This window comes from Pedobacter sp. GW460-11-11-14-TSB4, from assembly GCF_059423705.1.
In genome coordinates, this window is the sequence record NZ_JBWKYI010000001.1 from 185218 (window position 1) to 209778 (window position 24561).

A 24561-nucleotide genomic window follows, 5' to 3' on the forward strand; every position below is an offset into this window, starting at 1 on the left:
AAAAATTATCCAATAAGTTATTGTTATTCAGTTGTTTATGTCGTTTTTAGCAATTTACTCAGTAAGTTGAGTAAAATATCTCAATGTTATATCCAATCGTTAAAGAATGTTAAATGGAATGGCTTTAATTAAACTTGTATGGGCTGCTATCGTCTATCTCAGCAAACACACACAAGAAACCTTTAATTAAAAAACATTATGAAAAAGTTAGTTTTATTTGCTGCAGTTCTGATGGTTTCATTATTCAGCATAAACAATGCAAAAGCACAGGTTAGCTTAAATATCAATATTGGATCGCAGCCAGTTTGGGGGCCAACGGGATATGATCATGTAGATTATTATTATTTCCCTGACATTGATGCTTATTATTATGTTCCCTCTGGTCAATACATTTATTCAAACGGTGGACGTTGGGTTTGGGCGAACAGTTTGCCTGCTCAATACAGAAACTTTGATCTGTACCGGGCTTATAAAGTGGTCATCAATGAACCAAAACCATATCTGCGAAATAACATTTATGTAAGCAGATATAGTAAATATAAAAACTATGGAGGTCATCAAACCATTATTAGAGATAGCCGTGACACTAAATACTACGTAGTAAAAGGCCATCCAAAATACAATCAAAGACCTACCAAAAATGTAACTGTAGTTCGTAATAATAACCGCCCTATCCGTGTAGTACAAAGAAATGTGACCAGACCCGATCAAAATAATGGTCGCCCTCAGGATAATAATGGTAGAGATAACCGTCCTGAAAGAGATAATAATCAAGTCCACGGTAACGGGCGTCATTAATATTTAGTTGTATAAAGGAGCTTCGAAAGGGGCTCCTTTCTTAATTTACTTACTTCTGGCACGTGGTTTGGCTATAAATAATAAACACTAAATGAATTGATTATGAAAAGATTATTTTTAATGGCTGCAGTTATGATGATTTCATTTCTCAGCATCCTGGCAAAAGCCCAGTTAAATGTAAATGTTAATATCGGATCTCAACCGCTCTGGGGACCCACAGGTTACGATCATGTAGATTATTACTATCTCCCTGACGTAGAAAGTTACTATTATGTTCCGCAAAAACAGTTTGTGTACTTAAATGGAAACGATTGGGTTTTTGCCAATACTTTACCTGCCAGATACGGCAATTACAATTTATATAATGGTTATAAAGTGGTAATTAATTCACCTAAGCCTTATTTGAATTTCAAAAATGATAAGGTAAAGTATGCCAAATACAAAGGCAATAAAGGCCAGTTGGTAATAAGAGATAGCCGTGATAGTAAATATTATGTTGTAAAAGGACATCCTCATGGTATGCCTCCGGGACAGGCTAAAAAGATTTATGGAAAAGGAAATAATGGAAATAACGGAAAGGGCCATGGAAATGGTAAAGGAAAACATTAATCCATAACCTTACTGGTTTATTTAAAGGAGTTTCGAAAGAGACTCCTTTTTTTATATATCTGTTACAATAGAACTTTTGGCACAGCGTTTGAATTACTGAAGTACACACAAATAAATGGATTATTATGAAAAAGTTATTTATCATCTCCGCGATTTTAGGTATCGTGGCTTTAACATCTAATCAATCTAGCGCTCAGGTAAGTATTAATGTGAATATTGGTGCTCAGCCTGCCTGGGTTCCTGCAGGTTATGAAAACGTTAATTATTACTATCTCCCGGAAGTTCAATCTTATTATTATGTCCCTCAAAGACAGTTTGTTTATTTAAGCGGAAACCGATGGACAAGATCGAGATATTTACCAGCCAGATATAGAGGTTACGATCTGCATCACGGCAGAAAAGTAGTGGTTTATGGAAATAGTCCATATCGAAATTATAATAGTCACAGGGTAAGTTATTCACATCATAATAATTACTACCGCTCCTCATATGGTGGCGGAAACAGAGTGAGATACAGCTCGCCAAGAAATAATTACAGATCATACCGGGTAGATAACAGGCACCACGATAGAAGTGTAAATTCAAGTTTATTCTCCAGAGGACACCGAGAAAAACATGGAAGACATTAAAATATAAAAAGAGGCTTTAGGGCCTCTTTTTTATTTTACATAGCGTCACCCTGAATTTATTTCAGGGACTATTACATTATTTATATTAATGATGAGGAATAAAACTTTCTGCTTTTTCCAGCACAACTTTTAATCCTGATGCGTTTTTACCCCCTGCTGTAGCATAAAAAGGTTGTCCACCGCCACCGCCTTGAATCTCTTTACCCAATTCGCGAACAATATTCGAAGCATTTAATCCTTTTTTCACCAGGTGATCAGATAGCATAACGGTTATTCCGGGTTTACCATCAATTTCTGTCGTAAAAACCAGAAACAGGTTATCAACCATATCTTTTAAGGAGAAAGCCAGGTTTTTAACCGCATCGGCACTTTGCAGATCGATGTGTTTAGCAATCAGGTTAATGCCGTTTATTCCTCTTACATGGTGAACGATTTCATGTTTTAAGGTGTTTACACGCTCTATTGTCGATTTCTCAATTTCCTTTTTCAGTTTCGCATTTTCATCCAATAAAGCCTGAACAGATGCCGATAAATCTTTGCTTCCGTTTAGTAATGCTTTTAACACACCAAGTTCTTTTCTTTGGTCTAAGAAATATTGCTCCGCTTTATCTGCAGTGATGGCTTCAATACGGCGAACACCAGCGGCAACTGCACTTTCGGAAACAATTTTGAATGAACCGATTTGTCCGGTTGCTTTTACGTGTGTACCACCGCAAAGTTCTTTAGAGAAATGATCATCAAACGTAATCATACGGACAAAATCGCCGTATTTTTCGCCAAATAGGGCCGTTACGCCACTTTCAATGGCATCCTGATAAGGAACGTTACGTTGTTCCTTTAACTTAATATTCTGGCGGATTTTCTGGTTCACGATTACCTCAATCTGTGCCAGCTCTTCATCAGTTACTTTAGCAAAGTGAGAAAAATCGAAACGCAGATAATCTGCATTAACCAACGAACCTTTCTGGTTAACATGTTTGCCTAAAACCTGTTTAAGGGCTGCATGCAATAAGTGAGTCGCAGAGTGGTTATCTTCTGTTAAAACCCGTTTATCTTCATCTACAACAGCCCAAAATTTACCTTCTAAATTATCCGGTAAAATATCGGTAAAATGAACGGTTAAGCCATTTTCCTTTTTAGTATCGGTAATGTCTACCCAAAACTGGCGGCTATGGTCTTCTAAACGGCCGGTATCTCCCACCTGACCACCACTTTCGGCATAAAAAGGTGTTTGGCGCAGCACAATTTGGTATTGTTCTTTGCCTTTTGCTTTTACTTTACGGTATTTTAAAATCTCGGTTTCGATTTCTAAATCATCGTAACCCACAAATTCACTCTGTTCTTCTGTGTTTACGACAATCCAATCGCTTGTATCAATTGCTGTGGCGGCACGGCTATCGTCTTTTTGTTTTTTCAAGGCCTGCTCGTAGCCAGCCAGATCAACGTTCCAGCCTTTTTCTCTGGCCATTAATTCCGTTAAATCGATCGGAAAACCAAATGTATCTGATAATTCGAAAGCAAAAGCACCTTCTACCACATTATTAGTAGCCTGGTATTTTTCGAAACGTTGGATGCCTGTAGATAAAGTTCTCAGAAAGGAAACTTCTTCCTCCAGCACTACTTTTTGTACAAAATCCTGTTGCGAAATCAGTTCATCAAATACACCTTTAAATTGCTCAGCCAGTAAAGGAACCAATTGATTTAAAAATGGCTCTTTAAAGTTTAGAAAGGTATAAGCATAACGTACGGCACGACGTAAAATCCTGCGGATCACATAACCTGCTTTATTATTAGATGGCAATTGTCCATCGGCAATCACAAATGAAATGGCACGGATATGATCGGCCATGACACGCATAGCGATATCCGTTTTCTCGTCAGCACCATATTTAATACCAGATTTTTCTGCAATAAACTGAATCATCGGTTGGAAAACATCGGTGTCGTAATTAGAGGTTCTTTCCTGTAAAACACGCACCAAACGTTCGAAACCCATTCCGGTATCAACGTGTTTAGCAGGTAAACTTTGCAATGAACCATTTTTTAAACGGTTAAACTGCATAAATACATTATTCCAGATTTCGATTACCTGAGGATGATCGGCATTTACCAGGGTAGCGCCATCTACAGCTGCTTTTTCTTCGTCGGTACGACAATCTACATGGATTTCAGAGCATGGTCCGCATGGTCCGGTATCGCCCATTTCCCAGAAATTATCTTTTTTATTTCCAGGTAAAATATGGCTTTCATCCACATATTGTTTCCAAAGGTCGTAAGCTTCCTGATCTTTTTCTAAGCCTTCTTTTTCATCGCCTTCGAAATAGGTAACATATAATTTTTCTTTCGGGATTTTGTAAACTTCAGTTAATAATTCCCAGCTCCAGGCGATGGCTTCTTTTTTGAAATAATCACCAAAACTCCAGTTGCCCAACATTTCGAACATGGTATGGTGGTAAGTATCAATACCTACTTCTTCCAGGTCGTTATGTTTGCCCGAAACACGTAAACAACGCTGGGTATCAGCAACACGAGTATATTTAATGGCCGCCTCCCCTAAAAACAGATCTTTAAATTGGTTCATACCCGCATTGGTAAACATTAAAGTAGGGTCGTTTTTAACCACAATCGGTGCGGAAGGAACAACATGATGTTGTTTCGATTCAAAAAAACTAAGGAATGCCTGTCTAATCTCTTTTGCTGTCATTTCAATATTATTGGAGGGAACAAAATTAAAATTTTATTGCGTTAATAAGGAAAAATCGAGCTACATTTGAATACTTTAATTAATCGATATAAGACACTCATAATCAAGCACAAAATATGCCGTATAAAGAAAGAGACATTAATAAAATGTATTATACCATGGGCGAAGTGACTGAAATGTTTAATGTTAACGCCTCACAGATCCGTTTTTACGAGAAAGAATTCGATATCCTGCAGCCCAAGAAAAATAAAAAAGGCAACCGTCTTTTCACGCCGGAAGACATCGAAAACTTAAAGATTATCTTCAACCTTGTCGATGAAAAAGGATTTACCTTAAAAGGTGCCAAAGACTATTTAAAGAATAATAAAACAGGTGTTAGAGAGAATCAGAAGATTATAGATTCGTTAGAAAAACTGAAAGGTTTTTTGGTAAATCTGGCAGAAGAACTCTAAGCATTTTATTTCCTTACTCCTATCGCTTTTACAGCATTACTAGTGTGTAATTAAAAAAGTACATTTTTTGTAGGTTTTTAATTATTTATTTTATATTAGTATCACCAAAACAACAATCACCCTATTTTTTATTAACCGGTTAACTCCCTGCTTATGAAAATATGGTATGCATTGTTGCTTGTCCTTTTCCCCTATTCTTTACTTGCCCAAAATATACAAGAGGCAGATATCCGCGATATTTTAGAGAGTGTAGCCGAAAACCTTCCCGATGATTACGATATGACCGAGCTGGTTGATGTTTTGGAAAAATATCGTAAGCACCCGATTAATCTGAATCGCACTTCAGTTGAAGAATTAAAAACTTTGGTTTTCCTGTCTCCCCTGCAGATAAGTAATTTCTTTTCACACATAAAGGAAAATGGTCAGCTAGCGGATGTGCTGGAATTACAAAGCATTAAGGGTTTTGATATTAAAACGATCCAAACCTTGCTTCCATTTGTAACCTTAACTAATATTGCTGAATATCAGCAGCTCAGTTTTAAAAACCTTATGCATGATGGTGGAAATGATTTGATGATGCGCTTTGCGCAAACTTTACAAAAGCAAAGGGGATATACCGATTTACCCGGAAACCGGTATCTAGGTTCGCCGGAAAGATTTCAGATGCGTTACCGATATCAATATAGTTCAATTCTATCAGCAGCCATAACTTTAGATAAAGATGCCGGCGAAAAATTTATCGGTAAACCTTTCGATTTTTATTCGGGCAATATCGCATTATTCAAATTGGGTAAGTTAAAAAAGTTGGTAATTGGCGATTATACACTGCAGTTTGGCCAGGGCTTAACATTATGGTCTGGTTTTTCTTTTGGCAAAGGTCCCGATGTAACCAGCGTAGCTAAAAAAGATTTAGGTTTAAGGCCTTATAATTCGACTAACGAGTATTCTTTTTTTAGAGGAAGCGCTGCAACCATTAACCTGTTTAAAAATATAGACCTCACTCCTTTTGTTTCGTTCCGTAATCTTGATGCCAGCCAAAAGTTAGATTCAGAAGGAAATTTAGTCCAGGCCACGATTAATCAAACCGGATTGCATAGAACCCCTACTGAGATTAAGAATAAAGGGGTTTTAGCACAGCGCATTTTTGGCACTACCATCCAATATACCAAAAATGAATTTGCCCTTGGTGCAATTGCTTATCATACTAATTATAAAACTCGCTTTATTACGCAAGCTGCAGCCTACGATCAATATAGTTTCACCGGAACAGCACTAACCAATCTCGGCTTATTTTACAATTATACCTATAAAAATATGTACCTCTATGGCGAGGCCGCTAAAGGTTTAGGTGCTGGCTTGGCCTATATTAATGGCGTACTGATTAGTTTGTCGCCAACAGTTTCTGCAGCTTTGACCTATCGCGATTATGCCAAAGATTATCACAGTTTTTTTAATCAGGCTGTATCCGAAGCGAGTGAAGCAGTCAATGAAAAAGGATTGTATGCTGGTTTAAATGTTAACCCAAATAAACATTGGGCCTTTTCTTTCTATGGCGATTATTTTAGGTTTCCGTGGTTAAAGTACCGTATTGATGAACCTTCAAAAGGTTATGAGGTGTTGGGGCAGGCCGTTTATACGCCAAGTAAAATCTTTAAAGTTTTAGTTCGATTTAAAACAGAACGCAAACAACAAAACACCGATTTGGACGTACCGGTAAACTTTTTAGAGTATGTAAAAAGAGAGGGTTACCGGGCAGAGGCAAGCTGGCAGTTGAATAAGAATTGGCGCTTTCAAAACCGGTTAGAAGTTTCTCAATATAAAAAAGGTAGTGCAAGCCGTGAATTTGGTTATCTCATTTATCAGGATGTAGATTATTCACCAATGTTCGCTAAGTTAACTGGGAATGTAAGATTTGCCTATTTCAATACACCAAGTTATAACAGTAGGATTTACGCCTATGAAGATGATGTTTTATACAGTTTTGCCTTTGGAATGTATAGTGGAACAGGTTTTAGGACTTATTTCAACCTGAAATATAATGTAGTTAAAAAACTTAATGTTTGGGTTCGGTATGGGTTGTTTGTTTACAAGAATGTAGAAACAGTAGGCACTTACCTGGACGAAATTGATGGCAATAAAAAATCGGAAGTTAAAATTCAGGTACGTTATCAATTTTAAACCATGTTTAAGGCCGAATATGTTTTTGTCAGGATCCTGTTTCCTTTTCTCTTTGGTATCTGTGTTTTTTATTTCTTTCCTGCATTAGCATATATCGAATGGTTAACCTTAACCCTACTTGTTATTTTACTGAGCATTTTATTTCTAAACATCACTTATAAAAGATTCAATATATATCGTTACAAAGGCACTATTGGTATTTTAATTTATATACTTTTTTTCAGTTTTGGTGGTTTGCTTTGCCTGCTCAATAACGAAAGTTTAAACCAAAATTACTTTGCAAAAACCGGGTGCAATTATTTAAAGGTTTGGGTGAATAATGAACCTCAGCACAGCAGTGGCATTTTGCGTTTAAAAGCAAAGATAATATCCGGCTATCGGAAAGGTAAGCAGATCAAATTATCGGGTCAGCTGCTTCTTGCTGTAAAATTGGATAGTTTAAAACCCATCAAGCTCAAGTATGGCGATGAAATGATGATCTCGGTTAAGTATACTGAAGTAGAGCCTCCATACAATCCTGCAGAATTTGATTTCAAAGCCTGGCTGGGCAGTCAGAATATTTATCATCAGGCATTTATTGATCAGGATCATATCGTTAGTAACAAAAATAATCTTGGTAATCCCATTATAAAGATGGCTTTAGACCTAAGAGAAAAGCAAGTAGCAAAATACCGAAACCTGATTAAAAATGATGAAGCGTTTGCTGTGGCCTCCACCCTTATTTTAGGTTACCGCGCTGATTTAAATAAAGAAACTCTATCGGCGTATTCCAAAACCGGAACTATTCATGCCTTATCGGTATCAGGCGCACATGTAGCCATTATTTATGTTGTTTTAGATTTTTTGTTCTTCTTTTTGAACAGGAACCGGACATTAAGGATTGTAAAACTTCTGCTAATCTGCACGTTGATTTGGGGATATGCTTTGTTAACCGGATTATCTCCTTCAGTTGTTCGCTCGGCCATAATGATCAGTATTTTAATAACGGCTAAAGTTTTATCAAAGACCACGAATAGTTATAATGTTTTGGCCTTTTCAGCATTTTGCCAACTCGTTTACAACCCATTTTTAATCTGGGATGTGGGGTTTCAACTTTCCTATCTGGCCGTATTTGGATTAATTTATCTTCAGCCCAAAATTTACAACCTGCTTTATACTGAATATGTTTGGTTAGATAAGTTATGGGCTTTCACAGCCATGTCTTTAGCAGCGCAAGTAGTCACTTTCCCATTGAGTATTTATTATTTTCATCAATTCCCGATTTACTTTCCTTTTGCGAACCTTTTCATCACTATCCCATTGGTACTCATGATGTATTTAGGGATTTTGGTGTTAATCCCATCATTCGGGTTTCTGGCACCTCTTTTCGAATGGCTAATAAATTTTACAAATGCTGTACTAAAATGGATTGCGAATTTGCCATATGCCAGCTTTTCCTCAATATGGATTAATTTGCCTGAATTGGTGTTATTGAGCTTGTCGCTCGGGTGGTTTATTTATGCATTGGCAAAATTTAATAAACGACTGTTGTTCTCTTCTTTATTTCTATTTGTCTGCTACCAACTTTTAGTGATGTACGATGATCTAAGCGTCTTACAACAAAGAAAAATCATTTTCTTTTCCCTCAGAAAAAGCTATGCAGCTGCTTTTATCAATGGAAAAGAAGCTGTTCTGGTTTCAGATTTAAATCGTGAAGATAAAAACTATACATTTTCTGTTGAGCCGGCATTATCGCAATTACAGGTAAGTAAAATATGCTTTATAGATTTGAAGAAGGATACCCTTTTGGGGCAGTTCGCATTAAAAAATAATCAAATTGCCTTTTTTGATTATAAAATACTTTTGATTAATGAACGTCTGGATTATAAAAGAATAACTGGAAACGCTACTTTTTCAAGTATCTGGTTTAGTGGGAATACTAAATTTAATTTAGCCAAAATGGACATTGCTATAAAGTATAAAACGGCACTCATTGATGCCTCCAACAAAGATTATAAAATTCAGATGCTTAAGAAGGAGATGGAGAATAATGATATCGATGTACATATTTTAAAGAAAAATAAAGCATATTTGGTGCAACTAACCCAATAACATGGAAAATCTGGTTTTATATCAGGTTGCTGAAAGAATAGCAACAATAACTATCAATAGGCCCGAAAAAAAAAATGCGTTAAACCCTCAACTTATCGCTGAATTAACTGCTGCATTTATAAAAGCATCAGAAGATGACCTCGTAAAAGTGGTTATATTGAATGCAAATGGTGACGCTTTTAGTGCTGGTGCCGATTTAGCATATCTGCAGCAATTGCAATACAATACATTTGAAGAAAATGTGGCTGATTCTAATCATTTAAAAAAACTCTTTACAACCATTTATTATTTGCCAAAAGTGGTTATCGCTCAGGTAGAAGGTCATGCCATTGCCGGTGGCTGTGGTTTGGCAACCATATGTGATATTGTTTTTGCTACACCTGAAAGTAATTTTGGTTATACCGAAGTAAAAATTGGTTTTGTTCCTGCTATTGTTTCTTGTTTTTTAAAGGAAAAGGTGAGCGAATCGATCGCCAAGGAAATTTTACTGACTGGAAAAATATTTTCTGCTGAGGAAGCATTGAAATATAATTTGATAAATTTTGTAACAAATTCATCCGATATTCATCAAATAGTAAGAGAATTTGCATTAAGTTTGTGTAGCGGGAGCTCTGGTAATTCGTTAATGATCACTAAACAACTAATTACGCAAACAACCAATCCCCTGTTGGAAAAATGCCTGGAAACTGCGGTACAGATCAATGCCCGTGTAAGGGAAAGTGAAGATTTTAAAAAAGGAATCTCTTCATTTTTAAACAAAGAAAAAATTAATTGGTAAATAACTAAAACTGAAATAAAAACATGTTCAAATCAATCAAAACCGGTGTTGTAGCTTTAATCTTGGTAAGTACTGCTATAATTGCCCATGCACAAAAGAAAATTGCTGAAGGTACTTTGGTATTTGCAGTAACTGCTAATGGTACAACAACCGATGTTAAAACTAAATTTAATGGTAACTTAACCAAAATAGAAATTGAAAATGGTCCTGCCATGATCAACATTATTTCAAACACGGCAGATAAAACCGGATTATTATTAATTGATGTTCCTGTTGCCCAAAAACAATTTGCGGTAAAGGTGAGCAAAGCAGAAACAGAAGCACAAGAAGCTTTATTGCCAAAATACTCTGATTATAAAGCAACTGGTGAAAAACAGACCATAGCTGGATTTAATGCTGAAAAATATACCTACAAAGACGACAAAGGTGGAGCGCATGAATTATGGGCAACAAAAGATCTTGATATTGCTGCAATTACCAATGGCGGTTTCTTTAAAGGCTTGGGGGCATTTCCTGTAAAATATTCGGCAGTAATTAATGGCGTAAATTCAGATCTGCTTCTAAAATCTCTTTCTGAAGCTAAAGTAGGTGCCATTAGCCTTGAAATTCCTACTGGTTACGACATAGTAACGATGGAAGAATTGAAAGCCATGCAAGGTGGTGGTGAATAATTAACCAATTCCAGATAATTTACAGCTTTTTAACTGCAGGCTTTTTATTTAAATTAGCCCGAAAGTTGAAAAGCTTTTTTTATGTCCAAAAACTATATATGATTAAAAGATTATTATTAAGATTATCAATGGCTTGCATAACATTATGCTCGCTGATTGATGCAAAAGCCCAAAGTATCAACTGGGCAAAAGACGGTAACTCCTATTATCAGATTGTTGGTGGAGAAATCGTTTCAATTACATTGCCTAAAAACGATCGTAAAACCGTTATATCGAGTGGATTATTAACACCTGCAGGTAAAAACAATGCAATTGCAGTTAAAAGTTTTCAGTTATCTGATGATGGCACCAAAGCATTGATTTATACAAACAGTAAAAAAGTTTGGCGTTACGAAACGCGTGGAGATTATTGGTTAGCAGATTTAACTTCCAATAAGATCACTCAAATAGGAAAAGACAGACCGGCTTCATCTTTAATGTTTGCTAAATTATCGCCCGATGGCAGCAAGGTTGCTTATGTAAGCCAGCACAATTTATATGTAGAAAATATTGATGGAACCGGGGCTAAGGCCTTAACCACTGATGGTACAGAACGAATGATTAACGGTACTTTCGATTGGGTTTATGAGGAAGAATTCGATTGCCGTGATGGTTTTAGATGGAGTCCGGATGGCAAATCTATTGCTTACTGGCAGCTGGATGCAACGAAGATCAAAAATTTCTTAATGATCAATAATACAGATTCTATTTATCCGTATACCATTCCTGTAGAATATCCAAAGGTAGGTGAAAATCCATCGGCATGTAAAGTTGGTGTGGTTGATATTGCAACAGCCAAAACAAACTGGCTAGATGTTCCAGGAGATAATATTCAGCACTATATTCCACGCATGCAGTGGGTACCTAACAGTAATGACATTATTTTACAGCAGCTTAACCGCGAGCAAAACGAAAGTAAAGTATTTATCTGTAATGCAGGAACAGGATCAGCAAAAGCTATTTATACTGAAAAAGCTAAGGCCTGGATTGATGCACAGGATGAGTGGAAATGGTTAAATGATAATAAAGAGTTTACCATTGTATCTGATAAGGATGGCTGGAATCACCTGTATCGAATCAGTTTGGATGGAAAAAAAGAAACATTGGTTACCAAAGGCAGCTATGATGTGATTGATGTAAAATTGATTGATGTAAAAAATAACATGGTTTATTTTCTGGCATCACCAAGCAATGCTACTCAGAAATATCTTTTTAAAACCAAATTAGATGGAAAAGGGAAATTAGAACAGGTTACACCTTCTGTTTTACCAGGAACACATAATTACGATATTTCTCCAAATGCTGCTTTTGCACGCCATTCGTATAATAGTTCGCTTGTTAAGCCGATTACAGAGTGGATGAACTTTACTACAGGAAATCCATTTACAATGGATGGAAGTATTACAACGCAATTGGCTAAGCAAACCATAACTAAAAATAAAGTAGAGTTTTTTAAAGTAACTACTGAAGACGGAATTGAAATGGATGGCTGGATGAAAAAGCCTGATAACTTTAATCCAAATAAAAAATATCCTGTTGTATTTTACGTTTATGGCGAGCCTGCAGGTGCAACGGCTACAGATGTTGCCGGTGCGGGTGTAAATCATTTGTATGATGGCGATATGGCTAAAGATGGTTATATCTATGTTTCAATGGATAACAGAGGAGCGCCCGTTCCAAAAGGTAGTGCATGGCGTAAAAGCATTTATAAGAATATTGGGGTGATCAATATCCGCGATCAGGCTATGGCTGCTAAAAAACTATTGGCTACCAATGCCTTTATGGATAAAGACCGCGTGGCCGTTTGGGGCTGGAGCGGTGGTGGCTCATCTACGTTAAACCTCATGTTCCAATATCCTGAAATTTATAAAACGGGTATTGCAATTGCCGCGGTTGGCAACCAGCTAACTTATGATAATGTTTACCAGGAACGCTACATGGGTACCCCTTTCCCAAGTAAAGAGGCTTATGTTAAAGGCTCTCCTATTACTTATGCTAAAAATTTAAAAGGTAATTTATTGTATATCCATGGCACTGGCGACGATAACGTGCATTACCAAAATGCCGAAATGCTGATTAATGAGTTGATTAAAAATGGAAAGGTTTTTCAATTGATGAGTTATCCAAACCGCACCCACAGTATCTCTGAGGGCGAAGGAACCGGCAAACATTTATCATTAACTTATACTAAGTTTTTAAAAGAAAACTGCCCTCCAGGAGCAAGATAGAAAAATTTAAAAGCAGCTTTTGGGCTGCTTTTTTTATGCCATAAACATTTGAATCAGCATGGCTGTTACAATGGCTATTCCAAAGCTTAACAAAGTTCCGATCAGTACATATTCAGTTAATTTAAGGTCATGTGCTTCCTTTAAATCGCCGAACCGAAATATGGATTTGGCTGCGAGTAAAAAGCCAACAGCTTCGAAATGATTGGTTAAGATAAACAAGAAAATTAGTACCCTTTCCAGTATCCCGATATACTTACCTGCATTTTGTAGCGATTGCGGACTGTCTGGCTGGTTATCAGGAAGCCATTTGGCAATAATCACCCGCATGACAATCGATGTAGGCATTGTTAAAAATAAAGCCCCAGCTATTAAAATCCAGGTTCTGGTTTCATTAAAAAAACTGATATTTAAACTTCCTTTGTAAAAAAAGTGCCATACCACTACTATCGAAGTGAAATGTAAAACCTGATCAACAAAAAACAGTATCCGTGCATTTTTTTTGGTCTGAAGAACCAATTTTAAGGCGTCAATCACAAAATGAAGCAATCCTATGGAGAGCGCTACCTTCCAAACGCCAAAGTTCAGGAAAATAAGAAATATCAAAGCTATATGGATAACCACATGCAGATAGAGCTTTATTGATCTTAATTTTTTGCTTTCTTTATCTTTTACCCAGGCATTGGGTTGTAAAAAGAAATCTCCAATTAAATGGACAAGAATAAGTTTGATTAAATAGATATCCATTATTTTAAAATCATTTGGTTCAATTTTTTACGGTAAAGCCTGTCCATTTCCATAATTTCGGTATAATGCGCACGTTTCAATGCTTCGCTTACAGAGGATTGCGTTCTACCAGAAATAGCCGCCAGTTCGCTTTGTAACAGGTTATTGTTCTCTAAGGCCAGTTTTACCATTTCGGCGGCTACAACTCCCCAGCTATCCATTGATATTAGCGAAAGCTTTATTAAAACATTAATTTCCTCATCAAAATCAGCAGAATCAGTTTTAATGGCTAAATTAACCTTGGCCTGTTTTAAACTGTCAAAAGCCGCTCCTGAGTTTACAAAAGCATCACCACTGGATTCTGAAAGTTTTTTCCGTTTGTTTTTGATATCTCCAATCCCAATGCCCATTCTTACATCTGCAGGTTTATTTACCCTGATGCAGGCTTTTAAATAAGCAGCAGCCCTAATGGCGTTTTCTGGCTCAACTTCTACCTGGAAACTATCCCCCCGGTAAATCTCCCATTTACTATTCTGATCGGAAACGATTTTTAAAGCGCTTTTTAAGCTTAATAACCAGCTATCTTTAATCTTCCTTGAGCCTACAATATCACCTGTTATAATGCAAATCATACTACAATATCGAACTAATTATTCATATTTCAAAACTAATATCGGCTAATTAGCCGATATTACTATTTATCGGGTAATTAGCCGATATTTTAAATTATCGGGTATTTACCCGATATTGATCTAAAACTAATCGATAAATTTATTGTTTAGTAGCTATGGCATTAATCGAATTTACCAAAAGAGGCATTTACTGTAAGCAGGGCGATTTTTATATAGACCCCTGGTGGCCTGTAGATTATGCCGTTACCACGCATGGACATAGCGATCATGTGCGTTTTGGAAATAAATATTATCTCTGCCATACCCTAACCAAACCCATTATAAAGCGAAGGATCAGCGAAGATTTGAACGTAGAAACATTGGAATATGGAGAAAGCATCGTCCGTAATGGCGTAAATATTTCATTTTTTCCTGCCGGACATATTATCGGATCTGCCCAGGTACGTTTAGCTTATAAAGGTGAAATTTGTGTCATCTCTGGTGATTATAAAATTGAAGACGATGGCATTACCACGCCATTTGAACCTGTAAAATGCCATTCTTTTGTTTCGGAAAGTACTTTTGGCCTGCCCGTTTACAAATGGCAAAAGCAGGAAGTTGTTTTTAATGGGATCAAAAGTTGGGTAAGCGATAATATTACGCAGCAAAAAACAAGTGTATTAATTGCCTATAGTTTGGGCAAAGCACAACGTTTAATTAAAAACTTGGCTGGCGATATTCCTATCTATGTACATAACAGTATTGCTAACCTGAATGAAGTAATTATTGATGCGGGTGTAAAGCTTCCTAAAACCATCAGAATTACTCCTGAAACCACTAAAGATGAATTGCAGAAAGGTATTGTAATTGTGCCACCAGCCATGAGGGATAGCCGCTGGATTAAAAATTTGGCCCACCCCGTAACAGGTATTTGTTCTGGCTGGATGCAGGTGCGGGCGCATCGCCGCTGGCAAAGTGCCGATGCTGGTTTTGCGTTAAGTGACCATGCCGATTGGCCCGGTTTAATGGAGGCCATTACTGCAACAGGTGCAGAAAAAGTATATGTTACCCATGGTTTTACGGCAGCTTTTAGCCGGTTTTTAAATGATGAAGGAATAGAGGCATCTGAAGTTTTGACTAAGTTCGGGCAAGAAGATGATGAGGAAAACAAAGTGGACCTGGCTAATCAAAACGAAAATAAATAAGGATGAAACGTTTTGCCCAATTGATCCAGCAGCTCGAACTGAGCAATAAAACCAACGATAAAATTGCGGCATTGGTTAGTTATTTTAACTATGCCGATGACAAAGATAAGGTATGGGTAATTGCTTTATTTACAGGTAAAAAGCCTAAAAGACCAATTAAATCAGCCTTACTTAAATACTGGGCAATAGACATTACCGAAACCCCCGAATGGCTATTTGCCGAGAGTTATGCAAACGTTGGCGATTTAAGTGAAACCATTGCATTGTTATTGCCCCCAGCCGAAAACACTTCTGATTTTCAATTACATAAATGGGTTGAAGATTTGCATGATCTGGAGGGTAAAGATGACGATACCAAAAAAGAATTTATTTTAAGCGCATGGAACAAACTTGAAACACAGGAACGTTTTATTTTTAACAAACTGATTTCTGGAAATTTCAGGATTGGTGTTTCCAATAAAATGCTGGTGAATGCACTGGCGAAACAAAGCAGTTTAGATAGTGCCCAGATTATGCATAGCATTATGGGTAAATGGAATCCTTATGAAATTACCTTCCACGAACTGATTAATGGTATTCATGTAAATACCGATAACTCCTGGCCTTACCCCTTTTGCCTGGCCTATGCTTTAGAGCAGGAGCCCGAAAAACTTGGAGAGATATCGGATTGGCAGGCCGAATGGAAATGGGATGGTATCCGCGGGCAGATTGTAAAGCGAAACGGAGAGTTATTTATCTGGAGTCGCGGCGAAGAACTGGTTACAGAACAATTTCCTGAACTGCATTTTATGCTCGATGTTTTACCTGATGGTGTGGTTTTAGACGGCGAAATATTGGCTGTACAAGACAAACAGGTATTATCATTTAGTACCCTGCAACAACGCTTAAACCGTAAAACCATTAATAAAAAACAGCTGGAAGAAGCACCCATAGGTTTTTTTGTTTATGATATTTTAGAATACGAAGCCAAAGATTTCAGGGAAGAACCTTTAAGTGTAAGACGGAAGATACTGGAGGGCTTGCTTGGCGGTTTAGCTGAAAGTGCGGTGGTGATATCTCCTGTGATCAATTGCAGCTCCTGGGAAGAACTGGCGGCTTTAAGACAAACTTCGCGCTCGATTAACAGCGAAGGAATTATGCTTAAAAAATTGACTTCTCATTACCACAGCGGCAGAAAACGAGGTGACTGGTGGAAGTGGAAAATCAATCCATATACGGTTGATGCGGTAATGATTTATGCACAAAAAGGAAGCGGCAGAAGGGCTAATTTCTTTACCGATTATACTTTTGCCGTCCGTGACGGAGAAAATTTAGTCACGATTGCAAAAGCCTATTCGGGTTTAACAGATAAAGAAATTAAAGAGGTAAATTCTTTTGTAACCCGAAATGCGATAGAGAAATTTGGCCCGGTGCGTACCGTAAAACCCGAATTGGTTTTCGAAATTGCATTTGAGGGAATTGCCGAAAGCAAACGGCATAAAGCAGGTTTAGCTTTGCGTTTTCCACGTATATTGCGCTGGCGAAAAGACAAAAAAGCTGATGAAATTAATACGCTGGAAGATTTGAGGCAGTTACTGCAATCTACATTGTAATGAGATTCCATGGTCTGTGTCCTCACAGACCATCCAGATTAAAATTTAAAAATTTCGGTCTGTGGCACACAGGTCGAGGAATGTTTTAGCTTAATAGGTTTGCCTATCGATTTTAAACCCGACAGCAGCGATACCCTTTTTTGTTAGGCGAAATTATAATTTGACCATGATTACAAAAAAGGTAAAGCATATGGCGGGACTGCTTTAGCCGAAGGATTAAGTTATTGATTTTCAAAAAAATAATAAAGAAATTAAACCACCAAAAGCAATATAGAACAATATTTAGGGATGGACCAAACCAAAACCAAGGGTTATAAAAAGATCAAAGCCTGGCTAAAGGCCAATAAACGCAAGCCTTTTCAGTTTCAGGAAGATGCCTGGCAGTATTATTTGGATGGTTACAGTGGATTGGTAAACGCACCCACAGGTTTCGGAAAGACCTTTTCTTTATTTTTAGCGGTGGTTATTGAGGCTTTAAATGCGTCGGAAGCCAACAATAAAAAAGCGAAAGACCGATTACAGTTAATCTGGATTACCCCGCTGCGTTCTTTAGCCAAGGATATTGCAAGGGCCATGCGCGAAACCTTACTGGAATTGGAACTGGATTGGCATGTTGGTGTGCGTAATGGCGATACTTCACAGGCGGAGAAATTGCAGCAGAAAAAATCGATGCCCGAAATTTTGTTGATTACCCCGGAAAGCCTGCACTTGTTACTGGCACAAAAAGGATCATCAACTTTATTCAGAAATCTGAAGTGTATTGTTGCTGATGAATGGCACGAGCTTTTAGGGAGCAAACGTGGCGTATTGGTTGAGCTGGCTGTATCTCGGATTAAAGGTTTGCAAAAACTGGAGAAAAATCAGTTTTTAAGGATTTGGGGCATTTCAGCCACCATTGGGAATATTGAAGAGGCGCTGGATGTGCTCGAACCCAATCTGGAGGCCAAACGGATTATTGTTAAAGCCGATTTAGAAAAGAAAATCCTAATCAAATCAATTTTACCTGATGATATCGAAACATTGCCCTGGGCAGGGCATTTGGGTTTAAAGCTAGCCTATAAACTTTTGCCGATTATTGAGAAAAGTAAAACCACTTTAATTTTTATCAATACCCGCGGGCAATCGGAAATGTGGTATCAGCATTTGTTGAATATCGAACCAGAACTGGCCGGGCGGATTGCCATACACCATGGATCAATAGATTTCGAACTTCGTAACTGGATTGAAGATGCCTTGCATACCGGACAGCTTAAAGCAGTTATTGCCACTTCATCGTTAGATTTGGGCGTAGATTTTAAACCTGTTGATACTGTTGTTCAGGTAGGATCGCCAAAAGGCGTAGCCCGGTTTTTGCAAAGGGCGGGACGCTCAGGCCACTCCCCTCACGAAATTTCTAAAATATATTTTTTACCTACCCATGCCTTAGAACTGGTAGAAGCAGCTGCGATTAAAGAAGCGGCCAAAACAAATAATATAGAAAGCCGTGAGCCTTTTATTATGGTATTTGATACCCTGGTTCAGTACTTGGTTACACTGGCCATAGGCGACGGATTTGATGATAAAATCATTTATGAAGAAATTAAGCATACGCATGCTTTTAAAATGATTCTCCCTGAAGAATGGACCTGGGTGATGCAGTTTATCACCTCTGGAGGTGATAGTTTAAGTGCTTATACCGAATTTAAAAAGGTGGTTAAGGATGAAGACGGACTTTGGAAAGTAAAAAGCCGTCAGCTTGCTATGCGGCACCGTTTACACATTGGTACCATTGTAAGCGATGCCATGCTGAAGGTGAAGTTTATTTCTGGTGGTTATATTGGAATGGTGGAAGAATATTTTGTTACCCGTTTAAAAGCTGGTGATAATTTTCGTTTGGCAGGAAGGGTTTTAGAATTTATCCAGGTAAAAGATATGACCGTTGTGGTGAGGGTGAGCAAACAGAAAAATGCAATCTCTCCCAGCTGGAATGGTGGCCGCCTACCCCTGTCGTCTAATTTAGGCTCAGTTTTGCGGAAAAAATACAATGAAGCATTGGATAAAACCCATCAGGATGAAGAACTAGATGCCGTGTATCCTTTGTTTTTACTTCAAGAAAAACGCTCCCATGTACCTGAAAATGATGAATTGCTAATCGAACTCATTAATAATAAAGAAGGTTTTCACCTCTTTGCCTATCCATTTGAAGGGCGATTGGTACATGAAGTTCTGGCCGCGCTGGTCGCCTATCGTTTAAGTAAATTGCTGCCCATCAGCTTTTCTATTGCCATGAACGATTATGGTTTTGAACTTTTGAGTGAAACGGAAATCCCTATGGATGAATCGATAGCCTATGAGGTTTTTTCACCTGTAAATTTAACTGAAGACATTACGCTGAGTATCAATTCAACTGAAATGGCCAGACGGAAATTTAGAGATATTGCCTGTATTTCCGGACTCGTTTTTCAGGGATACCCTGGTAAATATGTGGCTAATAAACATCTCCAGTCATCTGCCGGTTTGTTTTTTAATGTTTTTAGCGATTATGATAAACATAATTTACTTTTGCGACAGGCATACGATGAGGTTTTTTACCAACAACTGGAAGAACCCAGACTGGCAGCAGCATTGGATCGAATCCAGCATGGAGCGATTATAATTACTAATCCTAAAAGTTTTACACCACTATCCTTCCCAATTAAAGTAGATAGTCTGCGTGAAAATATGAGCTCAGAAGAATTGGAACAACGCATTGCCCGGATGAAGGCCGAATCGGAAAAAATTAAATAAATTACCTGTCACAGGATGACATAGCATAATATAAATGACCATTACCAGCCAAGGCGAAGAACTGATTTTAGACAAAGAACGGGCTTTATTTTTACCCAAACATCAGCTGTTGGCCATAAGCGATTTACATTTAGGTAAAACAGCACACTTCCGTCAGGCAGGTTTGCAAGTACCAGCTACCCTTGCCCAAACAGATCTTCAACGCTTAAGTTTATTAATTAAACAATACCATCCCAAAACATTGCTCATTAACGGAGATATGTTTCATCATGGTTTAAATACCGATATTGATGAATTTTCGGCCTGGAGAAAACAATATCAGGAGCTTAATTTTCTATTGGTAAAAGGAAATCACGACAGGCTTTCAGCTACCAATTATGCTGCAATGGATATCGAAATACATGAACCGAGTTTTTGTTTAGGACCTTTTTGTTTTATCCACGACGCGCCCAATTGTACGGAAGAAGAGTTATACCCAATTAGTGGCCATGTTCATCCAGGTGTAACCATTGTGGGCAAAGCCAAACAACGATTAAAATTTCCTTGTTTCTATTTCGGTAAAGATTACGCTGTGCTGCCCGCTTTTAGTTTATTTACAGGGCTTTATACCATTTATCCGAAAATGAATGAGCGTATTTTTGCAGTAACACCTAAAAGTGTGGTAGAAGTTTAAGCGTGGGCATCAATTACCTGCTTCAGTTGCGATGCCTGTAAAACACCACTTTGTCTCCAAACCTGTTTTCCATTTTTGAAGAGAATTAAGGTCGGTACACCCTGGATATTAAATGAAGAAGCAGCTTGTTGATTTTTATCAATATCGACTTTGATAATCGAAAGGGAATCTCCTACCTGAGATTTTAATTGTTCTAAAATGGGTTTCATCATTTTACAAGGACCACACCACTCGGCAAAAAAATCAACCAGCACAGGCTTATCGCCATTAATTAATTCTGAAAATTTAGCCATGATATTTGTTTTTATTTAGAAACAAAAGTAAACTGGATTGGTTTTTAATGAAAAATCGTCATTTCGAACGAAGTGCAACGTAGTTGAGAACCGCAAAGTGCTCAGCGAGGCTAAATCTATTATAGATCTCTCCATTCCGCTATGCTTCAGTCGAGATGACGAATTTGATTGACTAATTAGTCAATTAAGCACTTATCGGCAGTTCTGTTGCTAAGGCCGCAACCCATCCTTCAAACAAAGCTTTTTCGATTTTGATTACTTCTGCTGCATGATTTTCCCAATCATCAGAAAAACTAACCAATTGATTCATCATTTCTTCCAAATGCCCCTCTTCTTCCAAAATAATCGATTTTACGTTTACCTTGCTTTTAGCCTCATCTAAAACGGCTTGATAAATTGGATACAGCTCATCGGCACGCACTTCAATGGCGTAAGTCACAAATAAATAAGCCGCGAATTTTAAATCATAACCGGAAAGATTAAATACAGCCTTTAAATAACGGCAAACCGCAATATCCAGGGCATGCAAATAGTATTTGGTATGGTTTGGAGATAATAGTTCGGCATTTGTATAGGTTTTGCAAAGTGCCTCGTCAATCTTCGAGATCTGCTTTTTCAAATAATAAGCATGACGATGTTCTTCTGCAGCGTGTTTAAGGATAATCAGGTTTACATGTTCTTTATGCTCAGAAGCTGAAATCTTCTTCGCACCTGCATTCTCCATATAAGATAACGTATTTAACCATTTGGCATGCAGTACGTTATCAGAAACTATTGATTTTAAATTTGAAGCTAACATTCTTGATTGTTAAACTGGTAAATTGTTGGTATTAGCCAACTGTAAACTTTTAACTGTAAACTGGTTAAATCTCCCTGTTCAGGTCCCAGCCCTCTAAATAATCTGCAACTCTACGCACAAACATTCCCCCTAAGGAACCATCTACAACCCTGTGGTCGTAAGATAAAGACAAAAACATCATGTGTCTGATCGCAATCACATCACCATGTTCGGTTTCCAGCACGGCAGGTTTCTTTTTAATGGCACCAACAGCCAAAATAGCAACCTGAGGTTGGTTAATAATTGGCGTACCCATTACATTGCCGAAACTGCCTACATTGGTTAGCGTAAAGGTTCCGCCTTGTGTTTCGTCAGGCTTTAATTTAGAGTTTCTCGCCCTTGTCGCTAAATCATTAACTGCTTTTGTTAAGCCAACTAAATTTAACTGATCGGCGTTTCTAATTACAGGAACGATGAGGTTTCCACTTGGTAAAGCGGCAGCCATACCAATATTGATATCGCGTTTTTTGATAATCTGCGTACCATTAACTGATACATTGATCATCGGGAAATCTTTTATCGCTTTGGCAACTGCCTCTACAAATATTGGGGTAAACGTTATTTTTTCATTTTCACGTTTCTCAAAACTGTTTTTTACTTTGTTGCGCCATAAAACCATGTTGGTTACATCAGCTTCAACAAACGAAGTTACATGTGGCGAAGTGGTTTTACTCATTACCATATGATCGGCAATCAGTTTACGCATTCTGTCCATCTCAATAATTTCGTCGCCGCCACTAACACTGGTTGTTGATGTTTTATTTACAACTGGCGCTGATGATGTCGCTTTATTTTCAGTGATTTGGCTTACTGGCGGAACAGGTGCTGTGATCGTAACGGTTTGAGTTAATATTGGATCGCCACCATTTTTCCTGGCAATATAATCTAATAAATCATCTTTATTTAAACGTCCATCCGCACCAGAGCCTTTAATTGCATCCAGTTCAGCCAGGGAAATGTTTTCCTGGGCAGCAATACTTTTAACCAGAGGAGAATAAAAGCGCTCGGAGGAGCTAAAATCAGTTGCTACGGTAGTATTTTCTGATGGTAGTTGTGCAATTCCAGGAATAGTTTCGGTTTTTTCCTCAGTTATTGGTTTTTCTGCAACGGGAGTTTCGGCTGTTGGGCTGTCTCCACCTTCAGTTTCAATAATGGCAATTACATCGCCCACCTGGGCAACTTCATCTGCCGCAAATAACTGTTTTACCAATTTACCGGCCACCGGAGAAGGAACTTCAGAATCTACCTTATCAGTAGCGATTTCCAGAATGGTATCATCTAAATCAATAGAATCGCCTGGTTGTTTTACCCATTTAATCACCGTTGCTTCCGCAACACTTTCACCCATTTTTGGTAACAATAGTTCGTATTGAGCCATATTAAATTACAGTATTTTATATTGGTAACGCCACAAAAATACAGTTTTTATTCTTTCTAAACTGTTTCTTTAAGGAGATTTAATAGCATGGCTAAAGCCGATGCCGCAGAACGTTCTATGTTTTGAATGCGTTTGTTGCTGAAATTAAACACCTTAGCTACAGTTTTGTGTTTTGAAGAAATCGCAATCCATACGGTACCAACTGGTTTGTCTTCTGTTCCACCATCCGGACCCGCAATGCCACTAACCGCAATAGCATAATCAGTTTTAAAATGTGTAATTGCGCCTTCGGCCATTTCTGTTACGGTTTGTTCGCTTACAGCACCAAAAGTAGTTAATGTACTTTCTTTAACACCGAGGATAGATTCTTTAAGTTCGTAAGCATAAGCTACTGCCCCGCCCCAATAAACTGAAGAAGAACCCGGATGCTGTGTAATTAAGTGTGCAATATAACCACCGGTACAGCTTTCTGCTGTGGATAAGGTCAAACCTTTACTTTTCATCAGGTTTAGAATCGCTTTTTCCAATGGAATATCTTCATCCGTTACCACAAACTTATTTACTTTGGAAATGATCTGTTTGGCGTAAAGCTCAACCTCCTGGTTTAATGCGGTTTCGTTATCGCCTTTGGCCGACAAGCGCAAACGTACTTGTCCTAATTTTGGCAGATAAGCCAATTTGATATGCGCCGGTAAACTGTCTTCGATTTCTTCAATCTCTTTGGCCAGAAATGATTCGCCTATATTGGCAGTAAGAATAGTTTTATGAACAATAAACGGTAGCTTAAACCTACTTTTAATTCTGGGTAGAATTTCGTCATCCATCAGGTACATCATCTCGTAAGGCACGCCCGGCATCGATACAAAAATGATGTCGTTTTGTTCAAACCACATGCACGGAGCAGTACCATTTTTGTTTACAATAACCTCACAACCATCGGGAACATCAGCTTGCTGAATATTGATATCCAATAAAGGGCGATTGTATTTTTCAAAAATCTGACGAACCATTTCCAGTGCACCGGCATCATTACGAAAGCCCATATTAAAATACTTAGCTAACGTTTTTTTGGTGATATCATCTTTGGTTGGGCCTAAGCCGCCGGTAATTAAAATAATATCTGCACGTTTTTCGGCAAGTTCGAGCGCTTCAATAATATGTTGCTCATCATCAGAAACTGAAGTAATCTGCTTAACGGAAACACCAATTAAATTTAACTGTTTAGCCATCCAGGCAGAATTGGTATCAACGATTTGGCCAATGAGAATCTCATCACCAATGGTAATAATTTCGGCTAGCATAAAT

General features: G+C 37.8%; 20 protein-coding genes. 13 read left to right on the forward strand and 7 right to left on the reverse strand.

All coding sequences use genetic code 11. The features are described from left to right. The first annotated feature begins 198 nt into the window (after nucleotides 1-198). The 3 genes from AC07YT_RS00905 to AC07YT_RS00915 all read left to right on the forward strand — a co-directional run bounded on the left by AC07YT_RS00905 (nucleotide 199) and on the right by AC07YT_RS00915 (nucleotide 2036). On the forward strand, nucleotides 199-798 hold the full coding sequence (locus AC07YT_RS00905; protein ID WP_086546346.1) for a hypothetical protein: 600 nt from the start codon (nucleotides 199-201) through the stop codon (nucleotides 796-798). Nucleotides 799-900: 102 nt separating this feature from the next. After that, nucleotides 901-1407, forward strand: a complete 507-nt coding sequence (locus AC07YT_RS00910) for a hypothetical protein (RefSeq protein WP_086546344.1) — start codon at nucleotides 901-903, stop codon at nucleotides 1405-1407. Nucleotides 1408-1532: 125 nt separating this feature from the next. Next, entirely contained in the window at nucleotides 1533-2036 is a 504-nt protein-coding gene (locus AC07YT_RS00915) for a hypothetical protein (protein WP_478356585.1), read from the forward strand. 85 nt (nucleotides 2037-2121) lie between these two features. On the opposite strand, the gene alaS is transcribed toward AC07YT_RS00915, so the two are convergent. Continuing rightward, nucleotides 2122-4740: an alanine--tRNA ligase gene (gene alaS, locus AC07YT_RS00920; protein ID WP_086546342.1), complete on the reverse strand. Its 2619-nt coding sequence runs from the start codon at nucleotides 4738-4740 to the stop codon at nucleotides 2122-2124. A gap of 116 nt (nucleotides 4741-4856) precedes the next feature. Here alaS and AC07YT_RS00925 point away from each other — a divergent pair, with 116 nt between their 5' ends. From AC07YT_RS00925 to AC07YT_RS00950, 6 genes are all read left to right on the forward strand, one after another. Further along, nucleotides 4857-5192 (forward strand): MerR family transcriptional regulator, encoded by a 336-nt coding sequence (locus AC07YT_RS00925; RefSeq protein ID WP_029274329.1) that lies wholly within the window; start codon nucleotides 4857-4859, stop codon nucleotides 5190-5192. Between the two features lie 153 nt (nucleotides 5193-5345). Further along, entirely contained in the window at nucleotides 5346-7370 is a 2025-nt protein-coding gene (locus tag AC07YT_RS00930) for a helix-hairpin-helix domain-containing protein (RefSeq protein WP_086546340.1), read from the forward strand. Between the two features lie 3 nt (nucleotides 7371-7373). Next, a complete protein-coding gene (locus AC07YT_RS00935) occupies nucleotides 7374-9461 on the forward strand; it encodes a ComEC/Rec2 family competence protein (protein WP_086546338.1) in 2088 nt (695 codons plus the stop codon). A 1-nt stretch (nucleotide 9462) separates the two neighbouring features. Beyond that, the gene (locus tag AC07YT_RS00940) at nucleotides 9463-10239 is read left to right on the forward strand and encodes an enoyl-CoA hydratase/isomerase family protein (RefSeq protein ID WP_086546336.1); all 777 of its coding nucleotides are present in this window, start codon (nucleotides 9463-9465) and stop codon (nucleotides 10237-10239) included. A gap of 23 nt (nucleotides 10240-10262) precedes the next feature. After that, complete coding sequence (locus AC07YT_RS00945; protein WP_086546334.1) at nucleotides 10263-10910, forward strand: DUF4412 domain-containing protein; 648 nt, start codon at nucleotides 10263-10265, stop codon at nucleotides 10908-10910. Nucleotides 10911-11038: 128 nt separating this feature from the next. Next, nucleotides 11039-13177 (forward strand): S9 family peptidase, encoded by a 2139-nt coding sequence (locus AC07YT_RS00950; RefSeq protein WP_494945123.1) that lies wholly within the window; start codon nucleotides 11039-11041, stop codon nucleotides 13175-13177. A gap of 33 nt (nucleotides 13178-13210) precedes the next feature. On the opposite strand, the gene AC07YT_RS00955 is transcribed toward AC07YT_RS00950, so the two are convergent. Together AC07YT_RS00955 and AC07YT_RS00960 are read right to left on the reverse strand one after the other, a co-directional pair. Next, nucleotides 13211-13921 (reverse strand): DUF3307 domain-containing protein, encoded by a 711-nt coding sequence (locus AC07YT_RS00955; protein ID WP_086546330.1) that lies wholly within the window; start codon nucleotides 13919-13921, stop codon nucleotides 13211-13213. Continuing rightward, on the reverse strand, nucleotides 13921-14532 hold the full coding sequence (locus AC07YT_RS00960; RefSeq protein ID WP_086546328.1) for a SatD family protein: 612 nt from the start codon (nucleotides 14530-14532) through the stop codon (nucleotides 13921-13923). The genes AC07YT_RS00955 and AC07YT_RS00960 overlap by 1 nt, the downstream gene beginning before the upstream one ends. A gap of 155 nt (nucleotides 14533-14687) precedes the next feature. On the opposite strand from AC07YT_RS00960, the gene AC07YT_RS00965 reads away from it, so the two are divergent. The 4 genes from AC07YT_RS00965 to pdeM all read left to right on the forward strand — a co-directional run bounded on the left by AC07YT_RS00965 (nucleotide 14688) and on the right by pdeM (nucleotide 20747). Beyond that, nucleotides 14688-15716 (forward strand): ligase-associated DNA damage response exonuclease, encoded by a 1029-nt coding sequence (locus AC07YT_RS00965; protein WP_086546326.1) that lies wholly within the window; start codon nucleotides 14688-14690, stop codon nucleotides 15714-15716. A gap of 2 nt (nucleotides 15717-15718) precedes the next feature. After that, nucleotides 15719-17308, forward strand: coding sequence for an ATP-dependent DNA ligase (locus AC07YT_RS00970; protein ID WP_086546324.1), 1590 nt, complete (start codon nucleotides 15719-15721; stop codon nucleotides 17306-17308). A 288-nt stretch (nucleotides 17309-17596) separates the two neighbouring features. Then, a complete protein-coding gene (locus AC07YT_RS00975; RefSeq protein ID WP_086546322.1) occupies nucleotides 17597-20074 on the forward strand; it encodes a ligase-associated DNA damage response DEXH box helicase in 2478 nt (825 codons plus the stop codon). 34 nt (nucleotides 20075-20108) lie between these two features. Further along, the gene (gene pdeM / locus AC07YT_RS00980; protein WP_086546320.1) at nucleotides 20109-20747 is read left to right on the forward strand and encodes a ligase-associated DNA damage response endonuclease PdeM; all 639 of its coding nucleotides are present in this window, start codon (nucleotides 20109-20111) and stop codon (nucleotides 20745-20747) included. Here pdeM and trxA read toward each other — a convergent pair. From trxA to AC07YT_RS01000, 4 genes are all read right to left on the reverse strand, one after another. Further along, entirely contained in the window at nucleotides 20744-21040 is a 297-nt protein-coding gene (trxA, locus tag AC07YT_RS00985) for a thioredoxin (RefSeq protein ID WP_086546318.1), read from the reverse strand. The genes pdeM and trxA overlap by 4 nt on opposite strands. Nucleotides 21041-21224: 184 nt before the next feature. After that, nucleotides 21225-21839 (reverse strand): hypothetical protein, encoded by a 615-nt coding sequence (locus tag AC07YT_RS00990; protein ID WP_086546316.1) that lies wholly within the window; start codon nucleotides 21837-21839, stop codon nucleotides 21225-21227. Nucleotides 21840-21903: 64 nt separating this feature from the next. Then, nucleotides 21904-23256, reverse strand: coding sequence for a dihydrolipoamide acetyltransferase family protein (locus AC07YT_RS00995; RefSeq protein WP_086546314.1), 1353 nt, complete (start codon nucleotides 23254-23256; stop codon nucleotides 21904-21906). Between the two features lie 56 nt (nucleotides 23257-23312). After that, the gene (locus tag AC07YT_RS01000) at nucleotides 23313-24557 is read right to left on the reverse strand and encodes a competence/damage-inducible protein A (protein ID WP_086546313.1); all 1245 of its coding nucleotides are present in this window, start codon (nucleotides 24555-24557) and stop codon (nucleotides 23313-23315) included. Between the last annotated feature and the right edge of the window lie 4 nt (nucleotides 24558-24561).